Source organism: Streptomyces sp. NPDC048496, from assembly GCF_043200055.1.
In the GTDB taxonomy this organism is placed as follows: domain Bacteria; phylum Actinomycetota; class Actinomycetes; order Streptomycetales; family Streptomycetaceae; genus Streptomyces.
Map to the genome: position 1 here is coordinate 1 of NZ_JBICXB010000067.1, position 22135 is coordinate 22135.

Here is a 22135-nt window from a genome sequence, read left to right on the forward strand (position 1 = left end):
AGAACGACGAGGCTCGGGTCGGCTAATCGCTGCTTCTTCTCCCGCAGCTGCCACCGCAGAAGATCGTGGATGGTCTGGTCGTTACCGTCGTCGCGCCACTTGTAGAAGTAGTACTTCACCGCACCGGCGGGCGGCAGATCGTGGGGTAACAGGTCCCACTGGCAGCCGGTGCGGTTCTGGTACAGGATCGCGTTCACGATCTCCCGCATCGCGTATCTGCCCTGGTGGCCACTGACCGACGGGTGCCCGGCCTTCCAGGCGCCGATCACGGGCTCGATCAACACCCACTGCTCGTCGGAGACATCACTCGAGTACGGCTTGCGATCACCCATCCCGCCACCCAAGCGAATCCCGAACGCTTGACCGGCCGTGATGCCCCAACGTCACCCCATCGAGCGATGGCAAATCGGTCATTACGTCACGTACTGCACTCTTAGAACGAATTTCCCGCCGAATTCTGAACCGGACCGCCTTGCCCGCCGACTGCTTCTCTGCACCCGCGTGTGCGAACCGGGCATGGGCCACCTGAGACTTGGCGGCGGCTGTTCGCCAGACCGCCCTATGCCGGTCGGCGCGCGCGGCCGAAGGCGTAACTGGCAAGGCCCGGCTGGGTGGCCGCGTCTTGAAAGTGCGATGGAGTCATGTGCTGGTCGACAGCCCCTTACAAGGTCAGCATCGGCAGGATGGGGTGGTCGAAGCCAGGTGCGCTGCGTTGCGCGGTCGTAGGTCTCGGCTGCTCCCACCCGAACGGGTGAAGGTGCCGTTGTTGCCGCCACTACCTGTCCCACCGCAAGACGACGACGGCCGCCGGACCGCGCGGTTCCGTACCCACGCGTCGGTGAACCGGTCTTCGCCCTGACTCGGCGTCGTCAGTAACGTGGTGCTACAGACCGTCTGATTTCAGTCATTCTCGCCAACTCTGCCTTTCTGTGCCGGTATCTCTGAAACCGTTCCTGCTTGCAGTGGGTGATCGCTTAGTTACTTAGTGGATCTTAGATGGGGGCGAGGGCCGTGTTGGAACAGGCGCAGCTGGTGGGAATGGCGGGGGCGGCCGCAGCTGCATTGGTTGCGGAGATGACCAAGGAGAGCTGGGCTTCGATGCGCTCTCTGGCCGCTCGGTTCTTCCGGCGTGGTGGCCAGGAGGAGGAAGAACGCCAGCTCGCCCGGCTGGACGCCGATCAGGTGCAGGCGGCCACGCTGGATCAAGCGGCCCTGCGGGAGAGATGGAACCGGCGGCTGCTGACCCTGGTGGAAGACTTCCCCGAAGCAGCCGACGACCTCGCGGCCCTGGCGCGCCGCGAGCCGGAGGAGCAGCAGGGTGGGGTGAACCAGAGCGCACAGAACAACACCGGTTCGGTCATCCAGATCGGCAGGGACAACTCCGGCGGTCTGAACACGGAGCGAAGGTGACCACGCCGGACGGGCAGGGCCTGCCCCAGCCTCGCACCAGCCCGCCGCCTTTCGGGCAGTCCGCCGTCGGCAACGCCGGCCCTACCGTCCAGGTCGGCGGTTCCAATACGGGCAACATCAACATCACGGGCCGACCCAAACTACCGGTCATTGCCATTCCGCGAGGTGACCGGGAGGCGGCCCTGGAACCGCTCTGGGCACACACTCCCACCCCGCAGCAGGCCGCGAATCTCCTTGCTGCACACGGCCTCGCCGTCATCGTGGGAGAACGCGGCACGGGACGGCGTATCTCGGCAGTCCGCGCCCTGCACACCCACCTTTCCACCCCCGCAGGACCTCCCCAGCTCTACGATCTCGCAGCCGACTGGGAGGACGACGAAGTCCCGGAACCGGAAGTTCTGCCCGAGCCGATCGCCGGGCACGGCTACCTGATCGATGGGTCCTCGCGCCTGATGTCCGAGAACGCCGCCCGCGCTCTGATGACCTGGGCGGAAAGACTCCACGCAGGCGGCAGCTGCCTGGTCGTCACCGGCAACCAGCGGGACTGGCGAGGAGACAGCCGCTTCGAGATCGGAGCAGTACGCCCCGACGCAGTCCAGGTCGCCCGCAACCACCTCGCTCACGCCGGCAGCCACGCGCAGGCGGGGTGGCTGCAACAAGATGCCCAGCGCGCTGTGTCACGCGGCCTGCTCCGCCAGGCCGCCCCCGACCGGACCGTCGGCATCCTGTCCGACCTCCTCACCCGCAGTGTCAGCCCCTTCGACGCTGTCGCGATCGCCGGACGCCTGCGCAACATCGACCCCGATCGACTGGCCCTTGCTGCCGAACGCAGAGAGAACCCACCCGGTTCGCCGGAGTACGAGCAGGGGGTCAGGGAGCTGCGGCGCATCCGGGAGGAGGTCCTGCTATGGACCAACTTCCTGGAGGAGACGCTCGCCGGCACGGGCACCCGCGGCCAGGACCGGATGATGCTGCTTGCCGCCGCCTACCTCGAAGGCGCCCCCCTCGAACTGTGCATCAAGGCGGCCACCGCGTTCGGCTCCCGCGACGAGGCACTCGCACGCCGCTACCGGGAAGGCCGCAGCCCCCGGCGCCGGCTGGCTGACGTCGGTGTCGACACTACCAACGACACAGCTGCCTTTCACAGCCGCCCAGGCCTCGCCCTCTCCGCCATCCGTATGGACTGGCACCACTGGGCCAACGAACGAAAAGAAACCAGGGAGTGGCTCGCCCGTATCACGGCCCCCGGCGGCGTCGCCGAGGACTGGGCCGAGCAGATCGGATCCCGGCTGCTGGAGCTGTCCGTCACCGAGGTGGAAACCCCCTTCTTCACCATCCTCGACACCTGGACCACCACCTCCCCCGACGAACAGCGCCTCCGCACCGTCACCGCACTTATCACCCGAGCTGCGGAAACCGAAGAACTCGCGCGAGCTGTTCACAAACAACTGCTGGACTGGGCGACGAAGGGCCACGCGCATCGGCGGATGGTCGTAGCCTGGGCCTGCAGCGGCCGCTACGGCATGCGATGGCCGCACATGGCGCTCGTTCGGCTACGCCACATCCTGGCCATCGACGACGAAGCAACCCGCATCGCAGCGACCGCCCTGACAGCCCATGCGGCCGCGAATGCCGACGGGTTGCGACGAGTCGTCGAGACGGTCGAGACCTGGTTCGAGAAGTACCCGACTCATCTCGCCGGCTCCCGGGCTTTCCTAGCACTCACCGATCCCGCACACAGCGTCGTCCTGGACACCCTGATGAGCGCGGCACAGGCTGCCCCGGCCATCCGGGACTTCTTGATCAACGGCTGGATGCAGACACTGCGACAGCCAGACGTGCGCGACTACGCTCACCAGGTTCTCCTCGGCTGGGCCCGAGCCGCCCACGAAGGCCGGCTGAACCGCACCGCCACCTTCGGCATCCTCACCGACGTTCGCAACGCCCACACCCCCCTCGACGCCATGTCCCGCTTCCTATATGGCAGCCCGGACCAAGACGACCACGCTCTGATCGAAGCGCGTTTCGCCCTGGCCAACCTCCGGGCCTGCAACCACACCCAGTGCTCCGAACCCCACTGCCCACTCAGGGAAGCTGTTGGCCCTCTCCCGGACACCAACACTGCCGGAGGCACAGGTGGACCCCCATCGTGACGCCTGCGCAGCACACCAGCGCATCAAGTTTCCGCTGAGCCGGTGGCTGCTGGCACCACTGACCACACGGCGCGCCCGGCGTCTGGCAGCGGCGTACGGGCCCGGCATGGACGCCCGCACCGTCTGGGTGCTGGCCCGGACAACTACTCATCCCGAAGAGATCTCCTTCGCCATGAACCACCTGAGGCAAGACAAAGAAGACGATTCGTAGCCGATGAACCTCCGGCCGCTCGCCACCAGTTCGTCGGACTCGGAGATGCCCTACGACCGGTAGCTCGTACAGGAGGCGGCGGGACCAGGTGGACCATACTGCCAGGTCTCGCCTCTTGTTCCCGCTGCTCACCAGCTTCTCGGACGCGGTCGGGTCACGCTGGGAGACGTGACCAGCGACCGTCGTGCACTGCCCCCATCTCGGGCAAGCCACGCCGTCGATGCAGTAGAGGTCACCAGCTTCACAATTCACTCGTTTCTGGCCAGGACGGTCGCCTAGAGTTCGACCGCTACACCTGGAGTCAGGAGTCGAGATGGATGCTCAGCCAGCAGTTCTCAGCGCGGTGAACAGCGGAGTCGACTCCTGCGGACCACTGCACAAGGCCGGGCGGGCCCTGCGCGCTGGCTGGTCGCACACGAACCCGGGCGAGGAGGAGCACGAGCACTTCGCAGCCCTGTGGGCGGCCATGGAGTTCCGGCTGCAGGACGGCACCTGGGACGTTGTCCTCGGACCGTTCCGCAGCACCGACCACAACGGTGACCTGGTTCCGAGGGCCGTGAAAGATATGGCGCCCGCGGTCTTCGAGGCCTGGGCTGCCTACGCGGAGACGACCCACCCCCTGGTCCGGGCCCGGCTTCACCACCTGCTCTGGGAGGCCCGACACGGAACACGGCCCATCGAGCACCTCCGCTCCGCGGTGCACAGCTACCGAGCTGGTGCCCGCACGTTGCTGACGAAGGCCGAGGACCACCTGGAGGCACTCGTCCACCCTCCGGAGCCGGGCAGGGAGGCAACCATCGAAGTCGAGGTGGCCCGACTTCGTGCAGCGAAAGCCCTGGTGCTCGCCTACGGCCTGGCGGCCGCCACGCGGCAGCCGGAGCGTACTGACATTGTCGGTGAGATGATCGCCCTGGGCCAGGCCGCGCTCGCCTGGAAGCCCCCGTCGCCGGGCGTGCTCGGCCGCATGACCGCCCCGCTCGTGGCCAGCACGCACGACAAGTCCGCCGTGCGCCCCCTGCTCGAACGTGCGGTCGACGAGTACTGCGGAGAGGGCCAGTTCCACTACCGGGTGGATTTCTTCGAAGAGCTCCGCTGCGTGGTGGGCGCCGACGAGCATCGCGACGTGGACGAGCAGATCCATCGAGCCCGTATGGAACTGGCCGACAGCAGCACCGGGTTGCGGAAACTCCTCGCCCTGGAAGACGCTGCTCGACATGCCCGCGACAGCGGGCTGACCGACGCCCTTGACGAGGTGCGCCGAACGCAGCAGAAGATCGGCCGGGACGAACTTTCCATGGATACCATCCGCACCCCGGTCCCCCTGCCGGTGGGCTACCTGGAGGCAGCGAGCGTGGCCATCGACGCCGCCGACAGCATGGAGCACGCACTTCACTTCATCGCCACCACTCCTCCCACGATGAGTGACTCCGCGGCCCTGCCGTCCGGGCTGCTGTCCCTGCCGACGGTGTACATCAACCCCAACGGCCCCGTCGTGACGCGCACCGTCGAGAGCGACAACACCGGAGGAGAGGGCTTCCTCTTTCGGCAGCACGTCTTCGCCCTCGACATGCACGGCCTGGTCGTCGAAGCCCAGCTGGACCGAGTCCGCGATCGGTTCCGCCCGACGGCGGAGGACCTCGTGCCGTTCTTTGCCAGCCCAGGGCATGCTCCGGAGACTCGGATGCGCGGTCTCGTCCGCGCCTTCGAGGCGTTCTGGGAGGGTGATGTCGACACGGCCCTGGCCCTGGCGCTGCCGCGCCTCGAAGGCACGCTGCGCCGCCGACTCCAGGCAGCTGACATCGGCGTGATCACGCACGCGAAAGGGGAGACCATCGGACAGGTCCAGCAGCTTGGCTCCCTCCTCGACAAGCTGGATGAACTCGGCTTCCCCGAGCCGTGGCCCCTCGTCCTTCGGACAGTGCTGGGTAACGCCGAGGGGCAGATGAACCTCCGCAACAACGTCCTGCACGACCTGGTCGACACGCCTTCCCGGCACCGGGCAGCGCTCGTGCTCCAGGTCGCCCTGGCTGTGCTCTTCCTCGGGGACGAGCCACCTGCCCGGACGGGGCCTGCCGACAGCGGCACGCGGACGTCGTTGCCGTGGAACGCCGCCGCCGATCAGCACCTGCCGTTCCCCGTGCCCGACCCCCGGGCCCATCACTTCGTCACCCAGTACGCCGACATGCACGACGTCGTCGCCGGCTTGACGGTGCCCTCCGGTATCCCGCAGTCCGCGGCAACGGTGCTGCGCTCCTCCCGCGAGCTCCTGCGCCACTCCTACTTCTGCTACGAGTTCTCCACCGTGGCCCTCCTGCACGCCCTGATCGCGATGGAGATCGTCCTCCGGGCCAGGATCCCTGACTCCGGCACGAAGCCGCTCCACGCCCTCATCAAGCAGGGCAAGGAGAGTGGCCTCCTGACCGAGCGGCAGGCGGAGTTCCTCCACGTGGGGCGCAAGCTCCGCAACCGCATCGCCCACGGTCAGAGGGCTCATTCCGTCATGCCCCCACGCTGGGGGGCCGGGATGCTCACTACGTCCTTCACCTTGATCAGCGAGGTATGGGCGGCCCAGCCGACGCCACCGGCCACAACTGACACAGATGAGGGCACAGGTATCTGAGATGAACGAGTTCGTCGCGGGGCCTGGTTCCTCCGGCGGGGCGCCGTCCGTGGTGGGGCAGCGCCTGCACGCCGTTCTGGATGGGGAGCGGGTGGTGGAAGACCTGCGCCGCTACTTCGGGATCGGCTTGCCCCCGGGCGCCGGCGTGTTCACGGGGGGCCGGTTCGAGCACTTGGCGGGCGGGGGTGACCGTAGGCAGGTCGTGGACCGGTTCACCGCAGAGGATCTGGTGGCGGTGCAGACCCTGTCGGTGACCGTCCCCGCACCCGTCGCCCTTGACCTGCTGGAAGGCCCGCTGGGCACCCAACTGTCCGAACTGCTGCGAGGCATCCCTTCCGACACCGATCTGTCCGACGCCGATGCCTCGATCGTCGCGGACGGCTCGCCGGCGTACCGGGCCTGGTGCTTGCTGGAGAACCAGTACAAGGTTGGGTGGGTGATCGCGGGGAAGCTCTTGGCCCGTAAGCGGCCGCGGCTGCTGCCGGTCTATGACCGGGTCGTGCGCTGTGCACTCGGCCACCCGCCGTCGTTCTGGACCGATCTGCGCACCGCCTTGCGCGAGGACGACGCGGCTCTGCACCACCGGCTCCTCGGCCTCCGGCAGACTGCGGGCCTGCCCGAGACGGTCAGCGCGCTACGGGTCGCCGATGTCGCGGCATGGATGGCCCACCCCGCCCCGGGCCACCGCTGTCCCTGAGGACCCGCCGCAGGGACGGCCAAATGCTGACGTTTGGAGGGGGCTTGTTGGTGCGTGGGGTGCTGACTGGCCTGGTATGTTGCGATTTTGGCTCCCACTCCTATGCCGACATCGTCCGCGACCGAGTCACCGCCGACCCCGCGACGCAGTACTCCTGGGTGGTCGGCGACTTCGACGGCGGAGGGACGCCCGCTTGAGCCCTCAAATACGTCTCGAAGTCGGGTTCCCAGTCAGGGTCGGGCTCTTCCGAGCCGTTGTGTATCTGGCCTTTGATTCCCGCGAGGTCGAGTTCCCACCTTGTGAGTGTGAGACCGCACAGGCGGCACCCGAAGTGCCGGGGGAGGAACCAGATTGCACCGTACTCGCCGGACCTATCCCGGCCGCTTGTGAAGCCGGTGTGTCCGCACGCGTGGCATCCCGCGGGAACGGCGATGGGCCACAGAGCAGCCATCGGCAATGCGGAAAGACTGCTGACGAGTTCGGCGATCTCGGTTTCGGACAGGCGCCGGGTGGTCTTGGTGAAGCGCTCGCGGGTCTGCCGGAGTTTCGCGTGGTACCGGATCTCCATCTCGGTGGTGCACCACGTGCCGATTTCGAGCCGGACCAGGCGCGAGCTGGCCAGAGACTTCGATCTCTCTCACCACCTCGGCTACCCGGACCGCTTCATGGCTCTGCTGGGCCAACTATGTCACCTGGACAACGACCCGCTGAGCGGGTGGCTCACCTCTGCCAATAGCCTTCGCGACCAGATCAACCGCCACGTCATCAGGTTTCCGGGTGACTGGTCAACCGAGGAGCTCTTCGAGCAGCTCGGTGCCTTCGAGGCCCCTCACCCTCGCTTCGGAGCCTTCGTCGAGGGTCTGGCTTCCGCCAGCGTCCTACCCGACGAGCAGGCACAACGCCGCTTCGTCGAACTCGCCAACCGGCATTTGCAACCCGTCGGCGCCGCGCTGGCCCAAGACGGGGAAACAGACCGCTACCCCCGGTTCCACCTGGTCCCGTACGGCCGCGGCACAGCGCGCCGACCACGCAACCTCATCTTCGCCACTCTGGGCAAGCCTGACATCCGCTTCACCAGTGCCCTCGACAACGACATCGAGGTCGCCGAACGCGCCGACGAAGTGCTGGTCTACGACCGCTCCGTGGCAAAGAGGGACTCCTCTGGCGACACTTCCTGTCCTGGTGGCAGGAGACCCGGGACATCACTGATCAGGAGCAGGCAGCGCGGGCCCTCTACAGCCGTATGGAGGCTTCGCTGTCACCGAAATCCCCAGGACAGAAGAACCTGTTCTGGTACTACCACCACGCCAACCGAAACCACTTGAACAACGTTCCCGCCCTCTTGCCGGAGATATGGATGCACTGGGATCCCAAGACCCTTCGCGAACGCGGCGTGCATGCCATGCAGAACCTCCGGATGGACTTCCTCATGCTGCTTCCGGGAAACCGGCGCGTGGTATTGGAAGTCGACGGCATGCAGCACTACATCCGCAACGAAGGAACCGAACCCGACAGCATGAAATACGCCGCGACCATGGCTGACGACCGCGACCTGAAGTTCGGCGGCTACGAGGTCTTCCGGTTCAGCCACGACGAACTCCGCGACCGCGCCCAGCCCCTGCTCGCCGGCTTCTTCGACACGCTCCTCGACCACCCGCCCATCACTCCCCCGTGACCCGACGCGGCGGGCGGAACGCTGTGGCGCCGGTCAGGCGCGCTGCCTGACCACACACGAGTGCCGACGGTTCGCCGACGGCCCCCGGGGCGCCCTTGTGCCTCAAGGCGCCGCCGTAGCTCCTATGCCCTGGTGAGGATAACCCTGATCTGGACGGTGTCACGGGCGTGGAGTGGATGGGCCCCGTTTTCGTGCCCGGTCAGGGAGTCCGGGTCGGTGTGCAGCCGGGCGTGGACGGTGGGGGCGGATTGGTCGTCGAGGACGATGGCCAGGGGGCTGGCGGTCTCCCGGGCGATCCAGCCGAGCAGGCGTCCGTCGTGTTCGACGCGGATGGCGTTGGGGTCGGCCGTGTTGCTGCGGTCGCGGACGAGGTTGAGGACTGTGCCGGGGACCAGATGGGCGAGGTGGGTGTGACTGGCGGCGTGGCGGATGCCGCGCAGCGGGGTGGTGAGCGTTCCGGTGCCGCGCAGAATGACGGTGCGGGCGGCTTGGGGACTGCGGCGTTCGGCGCTGCGAATGAGGAGGGCCGCAGTGTCGGGGTCGGTGAGGGTGGTGAGTTCGGGGGCGGTGAGCTGGCTGATCCAGTCGAGGAATTGGCCGAGGGTTGGCGCCGGGTCGGGGAAGTGGCTGGCGAGCGCGGTAGCGGCGGTGCGGTCATTGACCCCGATGCTGGCCGCGTAACAGGCTGCGGGGGTGGCGACGCCGTACTTGATCATGGCGGGGAGAGCGGCGAGGTGTCCTTCGGCCGGGGTGCCGCGCTTGAGTTCGAGGAGCTGGAGGACGGCGGAGACGGCCCAAGCGAGGTCGTGAGCGACTACCTGGTCGAGGACGGTGGTGGTGGCGGTGACGTCGGCGGTGCCCAGAGCTGTGTGGTGGGCGCTGTGGAGGTCGGTGATGGGAAGGGCGTTGACCCAGTCGTCGGCCAGCGGGGCGATCGCTGACGGGGGGACCTTCTTGCGGGCGGCGCCGCGCAGGAGCTCGGTGATGTGCGTGGCCGCGTTCAGCACGAGGCCGCGCAGGTCGTTCCAGTGGTCGGGGTCGAGGAGTTCGGGTTGCTGGATGAGAGTGGCGGTGATCTCCTCGGCGGCGTTGAGTGCTTCGATGCCGCCCTGGACACTGAGGCCGGTGCGGACGATCGCGGCGCGGGAGGGGCGGTCGGGTATCTGGCGGGCTATGGCGGTGATCCGGCGGGCGGAGAAGCGGGCCAGGGGCTCGAGCTGCCACTGCCGGACGCCGAGCTGATGGCCGCCGAGGGTGTCCTGGAGGACGACGAGGGCGAGGCGTTCGAGGAGTTCCTGGTCGGGGGTGTCGACCGCTTCCTCGGCCAGCAGGGTGAGGAGCTGGACGTCCAGCCCGCGGGCCCAGTCGGCCAGAGCGGGGTCGTCGGGGTCGTCCAGGACGAGATCGTGGAGGTCCTGCCCGGCCTGGGGCGGATGCCCGAGGCGGGCGGTCGTCAACTGGAGGTAGAGGCTGGCGAGGGCCGAGACGACCGGCTCGACCTTGCCGCGGTCGAGGTAGGTGCGGCGCAGCCGCGCGGCGCTGGTCGGGTCCTTGGCGATGAGGACGACGTGGCCTTCGGTTTCGTGGAACGCGCGGCCAGCGCGCCCAGCGGTGTTCCAGAAGTCCCGGACAGAGATTGCCTCGCCCTGATTGCGCCAGACGTCAGGCACGAGGACGGTTTTGACGGGGAGGTTCATGCCCTGGGAGAGGGTGCTGGTCGCACACAGGACCCGCAGGGTGCCGTCGCGGTAGGCGCGTTCGAGGTGGGTGCGCACGGCCTGGGGGACCTCGCCGTGGTGATAAGCACAGCCGTGCAGGACCATGTCGGTCAGCTCGTGGCCGTAGCCGGTGTGGCGGGCGATCTCGGCGGCGAGCCGGAGCCGCCGGCCTGGGAGGGTGCTGAGGTCCGCCGGGCTGGCCGATTGCGAGCCGAGCCCGGGGGTTCCGGGGACGGTGAGGGCTTTCACGAGGGCCTTCGCGGCGGCACTCGCCTTGATCGGAGTGGGTGAGGAGATCAGGACGGGGCCGAGGCGGTCGAAGTGGAGGGCCAGGGCGGCGGCGACGTCCTTGGGGGCCTCCGGGAAGAGCCGAGTGCGTTTGCGGTGACGGGTCAGGACCCGGGGCAGGAAGAACTCGTCCCGTTGGCTGTTGCGGTAGTCGATGGTGCCGCTTTGCCCGTCGGTTTCCCGACCCCGCCAGGAGAAGATCCCGGTTCGCAGGCGGGAGGGCGACCAGTCGATGCTGGCGTGGTTGCGGCCTTGGGCACGGGGGTCGAGCCAGCGGGCGAGGTCGGCGCCGTTGGGCAGGACCGCGGAGAGAAGGAGAAGCCGGGCGCTCGGGGTGGAGAGGCGGATGCGGGTCAGGAGCATCTCCAGGCGCAGTCCGCGGTCCGAGCGGTCCAGGAGATGGGCCTCGTCGACCAAGACCAGGGCCAGGCGGGCGGCGAGTTCTGGCAGGTTCCGCAGGAGCAGGTCGAGCTTCTCGCTGGTGACCACGAGGACGTCGGTGAAGTCGAGCAGCTGGGACTCGTAGCGGACGTGCTCGGAGCCGCCGAAGAGGGAGGACACCCGGTGGCCGGCGAGTTCGAGGGTCTCGGAGAGCTGCTGTTCGACCTGGGCGGCCAGGGCCCGGGTCGGGACGACGTAGACCGCGAGCGGCGCGGGCGCCCACCAGTTCCTCTCCGGGTCGGCCGGACGGTGTGCGAGAGCGTGGAGGATGGCCCACTCGGCGATGTGGGTCTTGCCCGCCGAGGTCGGCATTGTGACGATCATGCTGCCGGCGTCCCGGTCGACGAGCCCGGCGTCCAGCGCGGTGCGCTGAGAGGGCCACACCTGGGTCATCGGCCGTCCGGCAACGACGAGTGCCTTGAGGTAGCGCTCCCACTCCGGGCCCCAGGTCGAGGCGCGGCGCAGCAGCAGCCAGGGGGAGGTGGCGACGATGTCCTCGACGACGTGGGCCAGGGAATCGACCAGGGTCCACGTGTCCGCGACCGAGGCGTCCAGAAGGATGGAAGCGGCCTTGCGTAGGTCGGCGACCGCGGCCTTCCCGGCCGAACGGTCACCCAGCCGCCATAGCGCGGCCATCGAGCGCGCGGCACGCCCGGCGAGCCCATAGGCGGCCAGAACCGCCGCGTCCGCCTGATCGGCGCGCCCCTCCGCCGCCTCGTCGACCAGCCGGTGCCCGAGCACCACGAGTTCTTCCCGGGCCTGCTCACCCAGACGGGCCGCCTCGTAGATGTCCCGCCGCAGGAGAGCCCCGGTCACCTCGGCGATCCGATACGGGGCCGCGGTCGTCGGGGATTCGACGACCTGCCCCTCCCCTCGGGCGAAATGGGCGCGGACCTCGTGGAGGTAGCCGGTGGCCAGGGCATGGGAGTTGGCCTGGTAGCCAGCCAGGCTCCACATCGAAGCGGCGATGGCGAGCAGTTCGGTCCGGCGCGGGTCGCCTGGCTCGTGGCGTTCGGCGAGATCCGCGTACGCCTCGGCTATCTCCGGGAGCGGCCCCGGGTCAGCGCGCCGCTCCCGGGGGGTGCGGGTCAGCTGTCCGAGGCGGGCCAGGGTCAGACCGCGGCGCAAGCCGGCGGAACTGTAGGTGTAGACGGCGGCCGGGCCCTCGGTGCTGATCTGATCACCCAGCACATGGGAGCGCAGTTGGGCCCGCAGCAGCGGTGCGGCCTCACCATCGGCGAGAGCGTCTTCGCCGAGACGGCGCACCTTGCCGTTGTAGTCCTTCACCGCCCCGCCTCCTTGCTGTTCTTGCCGGCGAGGGAGGACCCGGTCTCGGCCACCTTGTAGACACGGGCGACGAAGTCCTGCAGACCGGGAATCTTGACCACGGTCAGCTCGGTGCGCTGCTGGACGACCCCGGCGAGCAGGGTGACGACATCGTCCTTCCAGGTCTTGGTGTCGTGGACGAAGACCATGTGCCGCTCGACCACCCGATGCCCGGGTCGGCGCAGCAGACCGGCCAGGTGGCCGGCGAGGAACTGGGGGCCGGCCTCGGAGCACCGGGCCATCGCGAAGTGGATGCTCTCGTCCAGGCGGTCCATGACCTTCTCCAGGCTCGCGTACGCCTCTTGCCCCAGCGCCTTCTTCCGCGTCGCGCGGGTCTTGACCTCGGGCACGGCGATCACGGGCGGGTCCTCACGGAACCGGAAGGCCAACACGTCCGTCCCCTGGACGGCCTGCCCGGCGGTCTGCTTCCACCGGAGCTTCAGGATGGGGACGCACCAGCGGCGCACCCGCCGGTACAGGGCACCGGTCACGATCTCCCCGAAGTCACCATGTCGCACACGAGTCGTGGCGGGGAACTTGTTGGTCCGCACGTAGGTGGCGACTTCCGGGGCTCCGAGATCGTCGAAGACCAGCGCGAGCTCATCCGGCCTGATGTAATTGCGGGCGACCTCGCGGCCCAGACAGTCCAGCAACTCGTTCTCGCTGAGCCGCCCGGAGTCCACGAGCGCCTCATAACTGAGGTCCCCGCCCGGCTGCTGGACCTGCTCACTGTGCAACCACCTGTCGAACACGTACGCCCCCCTGATTCGCGCCCTCCCGGGCAGGCATTCTCTCCCGGGCCCGGATCGCCTGGAGACCAAACCGGCTCCTGCGGGTCACACCCTCCTGCCTCCCACCGTGATCACGAGGACGAACCCGGCATGAACCCCTGCGGCAACGCGCACACCCTCGTCCAGGCCCGCCGTCGCGACAGCCTCGACAAACGCCACCGCGCCCTCTCCGCCCTCACCACTCTGGAACAACAGGGCAAAAAGATCACACACACCGCGGTCGCCCGCACCGCCGGCGTCTCCACCTGGCTCACCTACACCGAAGGCATCCGCGAACACATCGAAGCCGTCCAGCAGCGCCAGCAGCCCAAGGTCACCCGACCCGCAGACACCCGAACCCCCAAAGCGACGCTGCGCACGGAACTCGAAGTGGCCCGGCAGGAGGTCCGAGACCTCCGGGAAGAGAGGGAGCGGATGCGGCAAGCCCTCCGGCATCAGCTCGGACAGCAGCTCGACGCCCTCGGCACCAAGGACCTGACCGAACGCGTCGACCACCTCACCCGAGACAAACAGCGGCTCCAAGACATACTCCGCCAGGCAACCGAAGACAACCACGCACTCCACAGCCGAGTGACGAGCCTTGAGGCGGACCTGGGCGCGGCACGCACCAGCCTCCGACGCATGATCCGAGAAGAGAACGGAAGCCCTTGAAGGACCGGGTGCCTCGCGCCATGGACGGTCCGCCCTGTGGGATTGCAGTGCGGCACTCTATGGGGCGCCCCAGTCGATGCTCACAACAGTGTGCACGTTCGAGTACCCGCAGCCTGTTTCGAGGAAGGGCGAGCGAGGAGGGCGGGCCCCGATCGATTCGAGGGCCCGCCCGTACCCGATCCGGCCAGTCAGACCTTTAGGATCAGTGCTTCCACCTGTTCGAGCGTTGTCACGCTGGCCTGTGCCGTGGCCCGGGCCTTTGACAGCTTCTCCATCCACTCGATCCGCTGCTCGGCCGGGAGCGGGTCCTCCCCGAGCTGGACGCGTAGGCGGTGCGCCTCTTCGAAGTCCGTCATCAGGGTGTAGGCGGCGTCCACCGCCTTCTGGTAGCTCCCCTCGACAAGTTCGACCCGTGCGGGCAGCTCCCGGCGCAGGGCGGCCAGGCGGTCGCGCGGGTCGGCAGCCGCCTCGCCGTGCGCGGTGGTCGGGGCACCGGCGTCCGCCGTGTTCCCGGCGGCCGCGGAGGCGTTGATGGAGGTTACGGATGTGGTCGGCGCCGGGGCGCCGAGGTCCACGGGGAACAGCTCGTCGAACCACGCCTTGTCGGCGACGTAACGGGTGGGCCGGCCCTCGGTGTCCGGAACGACCACCATCCCCTCGGTGATCGCCGTCCGGTCCGCCTCGGCCCAGTGCTGCTCGCCGTAGCAGATCAGGGTCGTACCGTCGTCCGGCTTGGGAGGCCGGGGCGCGTCCGGGTGCTCCAGAACGGCCTTTGCGAACGCGAGGAGAAGGGCCCGGCTGACGCCCGGCGCGCCCCTCGTGTAGGCCAGTGTCAGGGCGGCGAGGGCGCTCTTGGGTGTGCGGCGCACGCCCTTGCGGCCGGTGCCCGCCTCGCTGCCCTGCCCCGCGGTGATGAACGGCTGCGGAGCATGGATCAGGGCCGGTGCCATCCGCTGAACCAGGGCGGACCAGGCGGCTGCGTCACCGGCCTCCGCTCCGAGGAGCAGCTCTGTGAGCGGCCTCGGATCCTGTCCGGCACCATCCTTGGTCTCCGCGGTGCCGAAGAGACCGAGGGCGGAGAGGATGTTGCCCCGGTGTACGAACAACTGCGCGACGGCGGCGGACCACAGGCGCGTACGCGCCTCGGCCGTCTTCGCCCGGATCTGGCTCCACGCCGGCTCCTGCAGCGTCCCTCTGACGACCGGCCAGAACCGCCCGGTGTCGCGGACGGTGCGCCCGTTCGTCTTCTGCGGAGTCTCGGGCGGGATACCGGGAAACACCAGCGCGGTGATGGCACGCACCGCGACGTCGCGCAGCATGACCGGAGAAACGTCGGCGCCCGCGGGCACGAGCGGCTCCAGCGGATCGAGCGGCCCATTGACCGTCAGCGCGTCACGCACCCCCGTCAGATCGAGGAGGTCTGCGGCGCGCGCGTCGGGGAACGCATCGGCGAGCGCGTCCGCGAGGATCGACTCCCTGGCGTAGGCGTCGACGAGCGTTGCGAACAGGGCGACCAGCCGCGCGTCCTCGTCGTAGGGCTGAATGCCGCGCAGGTGATCGTCGACGTTCAAGGCCCGCAGGACATGCTCCAGGGCGTCGGGCTTGGTGCAGCCGATCACGATTTCCGCGGATACCGTGGCGATCTTCGCCGCCCTGAGCGACGGGTCGGTCGCCTCGGTTTCCGGCTTCGCACCATCCCTGTTGAGCTGGGCGGAGAGTCGGTTCAGGACCTCCCGCTGACTCAGCAGCAGCGGCTCGGGGCCGTCCTTCTTATCCTTCGGCATGGGCACGAGGGACTGGGGCATCCCGGTGACCAAGTGCTCCGGCCGCACCCGGAATACGCTGAGACGGGCCAGCGCACGGTTGTTCCCGGTCACGGCGACCATCCGCCACAGCTTCGACACCGTGCCGTCGGCGTGGGAGATCTGCCACTGCTGCAGGACATTCATGCCCTTGGAGAGCTGGCCTCCGGCCACGAGGGACTCAGCCAGGTCGTACCCGCGGGTCTTCCCGGCGCGCTCCAGGTTGTCGGCGGCGTACCGCTGCATGTGGACTGCCACTGCGTAGGGCTGCTCTGCGAGGGTGAGCGCCGCCATCGGATGCCCGTCCTCCTGGGCGGCGCGGACCACCGGGCGCGGCCGCCGGTGGCCAAGAGCGGAAAGGAGCGCATGCCGCTCGGATTCGAGCTCGTGCACGCGGCGGATAGCGTCCTGATGCTTCTGCGTAGCGGCCGCCAGCGCCTGCGGCGCGTACGTGTCGTCCCCCGGCGCCCGGCGCAGCGCCTCTCGCTCTTTCTCGGCGGACTTCGCGCTCTTCGTGGCGTCCTGGAGCGCCAGCTCGGCGGCGACGAGGTCCTTGACGCGCCGGCTGGCCTCCGGGGCGGGCGACGACCAGTAGACGGCGGTGCGGTCGTTGAGATCCCACGGGACCACCGCGGCCCCGTGTACGTCGCAGGTCAACAGGAGCACCTGCTCGTCGCCGGCCTTCGCGGGCCTGCAGACGGTGGGCTTGAGAACCCTCCTGCCGCGCTGGGTGGCAATCAGGGCTTTGATCTCGGTGTCTGGCAGCGCCGCGGCCAGGCCCTCGAGGATCGCCTCCCTCGGCGGCGGCACGACACCGTGATCCGCGCAGGTGTTCTCGATTGCGTCCGCAAGGCGATCACCCCAAGCGGTGGTGCCGATCTGCGGGTAGATGTCGTCGGACCGATTTACGGCCATGGTGTCGTCCTTCCACCCGGGGCGTCCCGGGCGAGCACAGAAACTCCCGACCGTCGGGAGCGTGTCACGCGCCCGAGTGCAGAAGCCTCGTGCCAGCGAGGAGTCGGGGCCGACACCATGAGGGTGTGCGGCGGTCCTCGCCCCGTACGGTCCACCGGCCAGCGTCCGAAGAACGATCAGCCCCAACAGCGCCTCAGTGGCGCCTGGACCGCTCGCAGCTTGCTCCTGCTCCGCCGGAGGCGGCATGAGGCGAACGCCGGTGATGAGCCACCGACGTGCACCACGGAATCTGCCACCGTCCGTGAAGCAACCGCCATACAGAGCAGGCTGAGTTCACCGGATCAGGTGAACGAACGTCTCAACCACACTGCTGGGCAAGAGAGTTGAGGTAACGGCGCGGCGACGCGTGCCCGGGGCAACTGGTTCTGGTCCGGGGCGGCGCGGCGGGCTCTACGGTGCACAGGTGAGGCCTCCCGACGCACCGACACCTCTCTCCCTTCCGCTGAGACATCGACGAAGGGGAAGGAGCCCGCTCCCACGGCCGGCAAGATACGGGCCGATGCGCTGCGGATGCTGAGGTGCGTGTGGATAGCCGCCGCCCGGCAGATGGCTCAGGCGATCATGGCGGAGGATGCGGACGGTCGGTCGTAAGTGCGCAGGGCGATAAACAAGCTGGCGGAGACGTACGGCAAGGCCGGACGGCACTCGATCTGGCACCTGCCCCCGGCGGGACAGAAGGCCCTGGCCGACGGCAACGAGCTGCCTCCCCGACCAAAGGCAGGCGCCGGAGTGAAAGCGGTGAGGCCGGGCTCGGTCCGCACGGTGTCGCGGTGACGGAGATGATCCTCGCCTTCGGCGGCCGGGACCACCTGACCGACTGGTAGGTGGAGGTCAACCACGCCATCAAGGAGACCGGCCTCAGCTTCAACGCCGACGCCGTTCTCGCCGTGCCGACCAAGATCAGCGAGGTGCGCCTCTTCGAGCTCGCAGGCCCACCTCGCCAAGAAGGTCTGGTACTACGAGCGTTACGCCGGGCACCGCGTCCAGGAAAGAGCCCGCGGCACGATCGGCAGCACGCTCCCGTTCTGGCGACGCCACCACTACACGCGCTCCCAAACCTTCCCGCGGCTGGATGTCGTTCTGGCGGGCAAGGCGGAGCACCTGCTCGACAACCGCCTCCAGGCGCTCGCCGCCGACGTGAAGGGCATCGCCGTCGCGGTGTGGGTGAACACCCTGCCCCGGCTCCAGCGGGGCGAGCCCTGGTACGAGATCGGCTTCGACGACCCAGACCGCCGCCGGCTCTACCCCGAAGCCCGCCGGCCGCTGACATCCGAGCCGGGCAAGCCCTTCCACGCGGCGGGCTTGCCCGGGATGGACGGGCGTAGTCGACTTCGATGGTGCTGAAGGCTTCGTCCGGCAAGGGGGCGGTGTCGTTGTCGGTGGTGATGAGCTGGAGGCGCGAGCCGTAGGCGTCCGCCGAAGAGGACCCGCTCTCAGCGAGGGAACGGGCTGGCTCCACGAGTTCCGTCGAAGTGATCGACTCGCCAGTGTTGTACCGCTTACGCTGCGTGCTTGGGGAGAGTGGGCTGGGGGGTATATGGCTGATCCGATTGAGACCGTTGCTCCGGACGATTCGGGTTCGGTCACGCTTCGGCGGTACGAGTATCAGGTTCATGTGGCTGCTCAGGCCATCTTGGAAATGCTCGCTGACGAGCCGGTACGCCACGTGACATGCGAGCACATCGAGGACGTCATCGTTGCCCGCGGCAGCGAGGGGCAGACCAAGGGCGGCCTCTTCTGGGATTTTCAGCAGATCAAGACACGGGACACGACCACGCCCTGGGCGCTTACGGACGTTCTCGCCAAGGGGCCGTTGAAGAGCCTGTGGCGTACCTACGGGGCGGTGAAGGACCAGACGCTCTCATACGGGCTCACGGCTGGGCTGGAGGGCTACCTCGATCCCGCCGACGCACTCGTTACTGCTCTCGCACACGGTGGAGGTGCGGATGACGAGCGGTGCCTGAAGCGGGTGACAGCCCACCTGAAGGCTGACGTCAAGGAGGTCTCAGCCTTCCTGGGCCTGGTCCGTATCCGGGAACTGCCCAGACGCGAGGACATCGAGCCGCGCAACACAGCCTTCCTTCACGAGCTCGGCCCGTCCTTGACCGGTGCGGAGATCACCGGCCTCTACACCGAACTCGTACGCCGTACCCGGGAGGCAATGCAGGGCCGCTTGGGACCGCGGTGGGCCGAGCAGCTAGCGGTGCAGGACCTGCCCGCGAAACTGTTGAGGAAGCGCATCGGCCCCGGCACCGTCGCCGACCTCCGACAGCGCCTGATGCGCCCTGACCACGTACTGCTGACCGATGTCTCGCAGCGTCTCAGCGGAGTCGAAACAGCGTTGGTCCGCAAGCTCCGCCGGGGCGCGGCGACGGACGATGTAATTCAGGAAGCTCAGATGGTCCGCGCGCATGCCGACATTCACCGTATGAAGCAGCAGTCCCTGGGCACGTGGCCGGCTGACCCGGCCATCGAGGCGGACCTGGACGAGCGGCTGCTGCTGGTCGCGCGCCGTACCATCCGCAGTCACGCGGCAGATCCTCGCCCAGCGAACGCCATCTTCGACGGCCTCCAGACCACTCTCGAAACCAGCGCCGCTACCCACGACCGCTGGCCCCTCTATGCCCGGGACAGCGTGCTGCTCATGGGCCGGGCGTGCGCCATCTCCGACGAATGCCGCTTCGACTGGGGGACCGCCCATGAGTCTCCTGCCTGATATCGCCCCGCCCCCCACCGCGCCCCCGGAGTATCCGGACGGGCTCCCTCCTTCCGCCGACGCCCAAGCCAGGCTTCTTATCCTCATTGACGCCTTCTCCGAGACAGCGGCATCCAAGGGCATCGAAGGCCGGATGAAGCTCGCCAAACTTGACTTTCTCCTGCGCTACCCCGAGCACTTCAACCATCTGATGGCCGAGCGCCGACCCGACGCCGACCCAGGCGACGATCCGTGGCTGACAGGAGCCATCGAGCAGAGCATGATCCGCTACCGCTATGGACCCTGGGACCCCGCCTACTACGCCCTCCTTGGTGCTCTGACGGGCAAGGGCCTCATCGAGCCCAAGCACGAGAACGCGGTCGCGACCTACCGCACCACGCCAGCCGGAAGAACGGTCGCGCAGGCTCTTGCCGAATCCGAAAGCTGGCGCCCCGTACGCGATCGGGCCCGGCTCCTGCGCCGGCACTTCAACCTCACCGGCACCACTCTCAAAGACATGATTTATCGAGCGTTCCCCGACATCGTCGAGGCGGACTGGGGGACACAGCTGTGAGAATCCGGATCGAAGAACTGCACCTGGTCGGAACCAGCCGCCGCATCCGGTTCGAGCCTGGGATGAACGCCATTACTGGCGCCATGAGCGGCGGCAAGACGGCGACGATCAGCTGCCTTCGGGCCTTGCTCGGCGCCGATGTAAGCGTCGTCCCCGAGCTCCGAGGGCGCACCATGGCCGGCACCGTACTCATCGGCGACCGCCGCTTCCGCATCCTCCGCCCCCTTGTCACCACGACGACCGCCAAGGTCGATATCGCCGAGATCGGAGGCCAGGAGGAAGCCTGGCGGTTGCCGGCCAGCGAACTCCAGGCCGGCTACGACCACACCTTCCGCGACTGGCTCCTCGACCGCCTCGGCCTGCCTCGCATCAAAGTGCCACGAGCCCCAACCGACCAAACGAGCCCGCTTGTCCCCGTGACGGCAAGCGACTACCTCATGTACTGCGTCCTGAGACAGAAGGAGATCGACGCTTCTGTCTTCGGCACCGCTGACAACCACGCGAAGAACATCAAACGCCGCTACGTCTTCGAGATTCTGTACGGCATCCATGACCCTGCATCCACCGGACTCCGGGAACGGCTTCGCGAAGTCTCCACGGAGCTCAAGGCCCTCACTGCAGACTCCGTCACCCTGGAACGACTCCTGGCTGAGACAGCCTTCGGCTCGCAAGCCCAGCTGGAGGTGCAGCGCACAGCCACTGAGACCAAGCTTCGCGCGGCACGCACAGCGGATCAGCAACTAACGAGTGAGCTCACCGACCCTTCCACGGTGACCCTGCGCTCTCGGATTGCTGATGCTGAAACCGAACTCGCGCGCATCGACATGGCTACCGCCGCGGAATCCGCGGCGGTAGCCAACCTGCGCGAGCTACACGACCAGCTCATCGCCCAAAGCCGTCGCCTCACCCGCGCATTCGTCGCGGAACGGCTCCTCAACGACTTCGAGTTCCACACCTGTCCCCGATGCGGATCCGGCATCCCAGAGCGCGGTGACGACCACACCTGCCGACTGTGCCTGCAGACCCCTCCGCAGACCGCGGCACCGTCATCCCTCGCCAGCGAGCAGGACCGGGTGATCGAGCAGGTTTCGGAAACCAAGCAACTCATCGAACGCAGCACGAAAAGAATCGAAGAACTCCAGGCCGCACGCGCAGGCCACGCCCGTCTCCGCAACGACCTCGGAGCACAGCTAGACCGAGCCACGTCAGCCTTCGTCAGCGATCAGACCGACCGCATCCGCGCCACAGCCGCCGAACAAGCCCGGCTTGAAGAACGCCTGATCAGCCTGGAACAAGCCCTGTCGTTGTACGAGCGTTCCCAGAAGCAGGCACGCCGCATCGCCGAGCTTGAGCAGGAACAAGAATCTCTCAACGCGAGCATCGACGCTTCCAGGCACAGCAACCCTGCCGTCCAAGAACGACTACGGAAACTCGACGAAGCCTTCGAGACGATCCTCCGCGCCTTCGACACCCCACGATTCGAAGAACCGGCAGGCACGTACATCAGTCGCAAGACGTACCTGCCCATCGTCGATGGCCGACCGTTCTCAGACCTCGGCTCTCAGGGAGTGGAAGTCCTCGTCAACGTGGCGCACGTCCTCGCACACCAACTTGTTTCCCTACGTGACAACAGCATTCCGCTCCCGAACATCCTGATTATCGACGGCCTCAGCAACAACGTCGGCCACGAAGGCATCGATCTCGAGCGGCTACGCAAGATGTACACCACCCTGCTCACTGCTGCCCGCGAGCATATCGATGACCTGCAGATCATCGTGGCGGACAACGATCCCCCGCCCATCTCGGGAGTACACCGCGCGCTAAAGCTGTCGGACACCGATCGCCTCGTCCCAGAAGTGACCGCCGGGCACGAGGCGGACACAGAAACTGATCGGAGCGGCGACAGCAGCTGAGACACCAGTCGAGCCTGCAGCCCGCAGTCCGGGCAGGCATTCCCTCGGGACTGCGGGCTCTGTGCTGTTTGGTTAGTGCACCAATAGGTCGGTGCCGGAGCCCGGATCCACCGGCTTGATCCCGGTGTGATCGTTTCGGGGTCGTGCAGGCCGTGTCGGGGTTGAGCTGCGGATTCGGGCGTGGGGTGGCCGCTG

The 22135-nt window shown here is 67.9% G+C and carries 15 protein-coding genes; 11 read left to right on the forward strand and 4 right to left on the reverse strand.

From position 1 onward, the window contains the following. A partial coding sequence (locus ACGFSA_RS32000) for a transposase (protein ID WP_393309535.1) occupies window positions 1-332 on the reverse strand: 332 nt, incomplete at its 3' end. A gap of 664 nt (window positions 333-996) precedes the next feature. Here ACGFSA_RS32000 and ACGFSA_RS32005 point away from each other — a divergent pair. The 6 genes from ACGFSA_RS32005 (at window position 997) to ACGFSA_RS32030 (ending at window position 8766) form a co-directional block, all read left to right on the forward strand. Next, the gene (locus tag ACGFSA_RS32005; RefSeq protein WP_393309536.1) at window positions 997-1410 is read left to right on the forward strand and encodes a hypothetical protein; all 414 of its coding nucleotides are present in this window, start codon (window positions 997-999) and stop codon (window positions 1408-1410) included. After that, window positions 1407-3563, forward strand: a complete 2157-nt coding sequence (locus ACGFSA_RS32010; RefSeq protein WP_393309537.1) for a hypothetical protein — start codon at window positions 1407-1409, stop codon at window positions 3561-3563. Before ACGFSA_RS32005 ends, ACGFSA_RS32010 begins: the two co-directional genes overlap by 4 nt. A gap of 524 nt (window positions 3564-4087) precedes the next feature. Beyond that, the gene (locus ACGFSA_RS32015) at window positions 4088-6394 is read left to right on the forward strand and encodes a hypothetical protein (RefSeq protein ID WP_393309538.1); all 2307 of its coding nucleotides are present in this window, start codon (window positions 4088-4090) and stop codon (window positions 6392-6394) included. 1 nt (window position 6395) lies between these two features. Further along, complete coding sequence (locus ACGFSA_RS32020) at window positions 6396-7091, forward strand: DUF6308 family protein (RefSeq protein ID WP_393309539.1); 696 nt, start codon at window positions 6396-6398, stop codon at window positions 7089-7091. Window positions 7092-7522: 431 nt separating this feature from the next. Further along, window positions 7523-8416 carry a hypothetical protein gene (locus ACGFSA_RS32025; protein WP_393309540.1) on the forward strand — a complete coding sequence of 298 codons (894 nt, stop codon included), beginning with the start codon at window positions 7523-7525 and terminating at the stop codon, window positions 8414-8416. Window positions 8417-8448: 32 nt separating this feature from the next. Beyond that, on the forward strand, window positions 8449-8766 hold the full coding sequence (locus ACGFSA_RS32030) for a DUF559 domain-containing protein (protein ID WP_393309541.1): 318 nt from the start codon (window positions 8449-8451) through the stop codon (window positions 8764-8766). Between the two features lie 122 nt (window positions 8767-8888). Here ACGFSA_RS32030 and ACGFSA_RS32035 read toward each other — a convergent pair whose 3' ends face one another. After that, window positions 8889-12500, reverse strand: a complete 3612-nt coding sequence (locus ACGFSA_RS32035) for a DEAD/DEAH box helicase (RefSeq protein ID WP_393309542.1) — start codon at window positions 12498-12500, stop codon at window positions 8889-8891. Further along, a complete protein-coding gene (locus ACGFSA_RS32040; protein WP_393309543.1) occupies window positions 12497-13291 on the reverse strand; it encodes a hypothetical protein in 795 nt (264 codons plus the stop codon). The genes ACGFSA_RS32035 and ACGFSA_RS32040 overlap by 4 nt, the downstream gene beginning before the upstream one ends. Window positions 13292-13420: 129 nt before the next feature. On the opposite strand from ACGFSA_RS32040, the gene ACGFSA_RS32045 reads away from it, so the two are divergent. Then, complete coding sequence (locus tag ACGFSA_RS32045) at window positions 13421-13981, forward strand: DUF6262 family protein (RefSeq protein ID WP_393309544.1); 561 nt, start codon at window positions 13421-13423, stop codon at window positions 13979-13981. A 188-nt stretch (window positions 13982-14169) separates the two neighbouring features. On the opposite strand, the gene ACGFSA_RS32050 is transcribed toward ACGFSA_RS32045, so the two are convergent. After that, on the reverse strand, window positions 14170-16698 hold the full coding sequence (locus ACGFSA_RS32050; protein WP_393309545.1) for a hypothetical protein: 2529 nt from the start codon (window positions 16696-16698) through the stop codon (window positions 14170-14172). Window positions 16699-17895: 1197 nt separating this feature from the next. Between ACGFSA_RS32050 and ACGFSA_RS32055 the strand changes: the two genes are divergently transcribed. The 4 genes from ACGFSA_RS32055 to ACGFSA_RS32070 all read left to right on the forward strand — a co-directional run bounded on the left by ACGFSA_RS32055 (window position 17896) and on the right by ACGFSA_RS32070 (window position 21940). Then, window positions 17896-18102, forward strand: a complete 207-nt coding sequence (locus ACGFSA_RS32055) for a hypothetical protein (RefSeq protein ID WP_393309546.1) — start codon at window positions 17896-17898, stop codon at window positions 18100-18102. Between the two features lie 193 nt (window positions 18103-18295). Beyond that, window positions 18296-19474, forward strand: coding sequence for a dsDNA nuclease domain-containing protein (locus ACGFSA_RS32060; RefSeq protein WP_393309547.1), 1179 nt, complete (start codon window positions 18296-18298; stop codon window positions 19472-19474). Then, window positions 19458-20027 carry a hypothetical protein gene (locus ACGFSA_RS32065; protein WP_393309548.1) on the forward strand — a complete coding sequence of 190 codons (570 nt, stop codon included), beginning with the start codon at window positions 19458-19460 and terminating at the stop codon, window positions 20025-20027. Before ACGFSA_RS32060 ends, ACGFSA_RS32065 begins: the two co-directional genes overlap by 17 nt. After that, complete coding sequence (locus ACGFSA_RS32070; RefSeq protein ID WP_393309549.1) at window positions 20024-21940, forward strand: hypothetical protein; 1917 nt, start codon at window positions 20024-20026, stop codon at window positions 21938-21940. Before ACGFSA_RS32065 ends, ACGFSA_RS32070 begins: the two co-directional genes overlap by 4 nt. Window positions 21941-22135: the final 195 nt, after the last annotated feature.

Excerpts from the sequence above, each read along its gene's own strand:
- ACGFSA_RS32020 (WP_393309539.1), top strand. The coding sequence starts at position 6,396 with ATGAACGAGTTCGTCGCGGGGCCTGGTTCCTCCGGCGGGGCGCCGTCC.
- ACGFSA_RS32045 (WP_393309544.1), top strand. The coding sequence starts at position 13,421 with ATGAACCCCTGCGGCAACGCGCACACCCTCGTCCAGGCCCGCCGTCGC.
- ACGFSA_RS32050 (WP_393309545.1), bottom strand. The coding sequence starts at position 16,698 with ATGGCCGTAAATCGGTCCGACGACATCTACCCGCAGATCGGCACCACC.
- ACGFSA_RS32025 (WP_393309540.1), top strand. The coding sequence starts at position 7,523 with ATGGGCCACAGAGCAGCCATCGGCAATGCGGAAAGACTGCTGACGAGT.
- ACGFSA_RS32060 (WP_393309547.1), top strand. The coding sequence starts at position 18,296 with ATGGCTGATCCGATTGAGACCGTTGCTCCGGACGATTCGGGTTCGGTC.
- ACGFSA_RS32065 (WP_393309548.1), top strand. The coding sequence starts at position 19,458 with ATGAGTCTCCTGCCTGATATCGCCCCGCCCCCCACCGCGCCCCCGGAG.
- ACGFSA_RS32030 (WP_393309541.1), top strand. The coding sequence starts at position 8,449 with ATGCACTGGGATCCCAAGACCCTTCGCGAACGCGGCGTGCATGCCATG.
- ACGFSA_RS32015 (WP_393309538.1), top strand. The coding sequence starts at position 4,088 with ATGGATGCTCAGCCAGCAGTTCTCAGCGCGGTGAACAGCGGAGTCGAC.
- ACGFSA_RS32005 (WP_393309536.1), top strand. The coding sequence starts at position 997 with ATGGGGGCGAGGGCCGTGTTGGAACAGGCGCAGCTGGTGGGAATGGCG.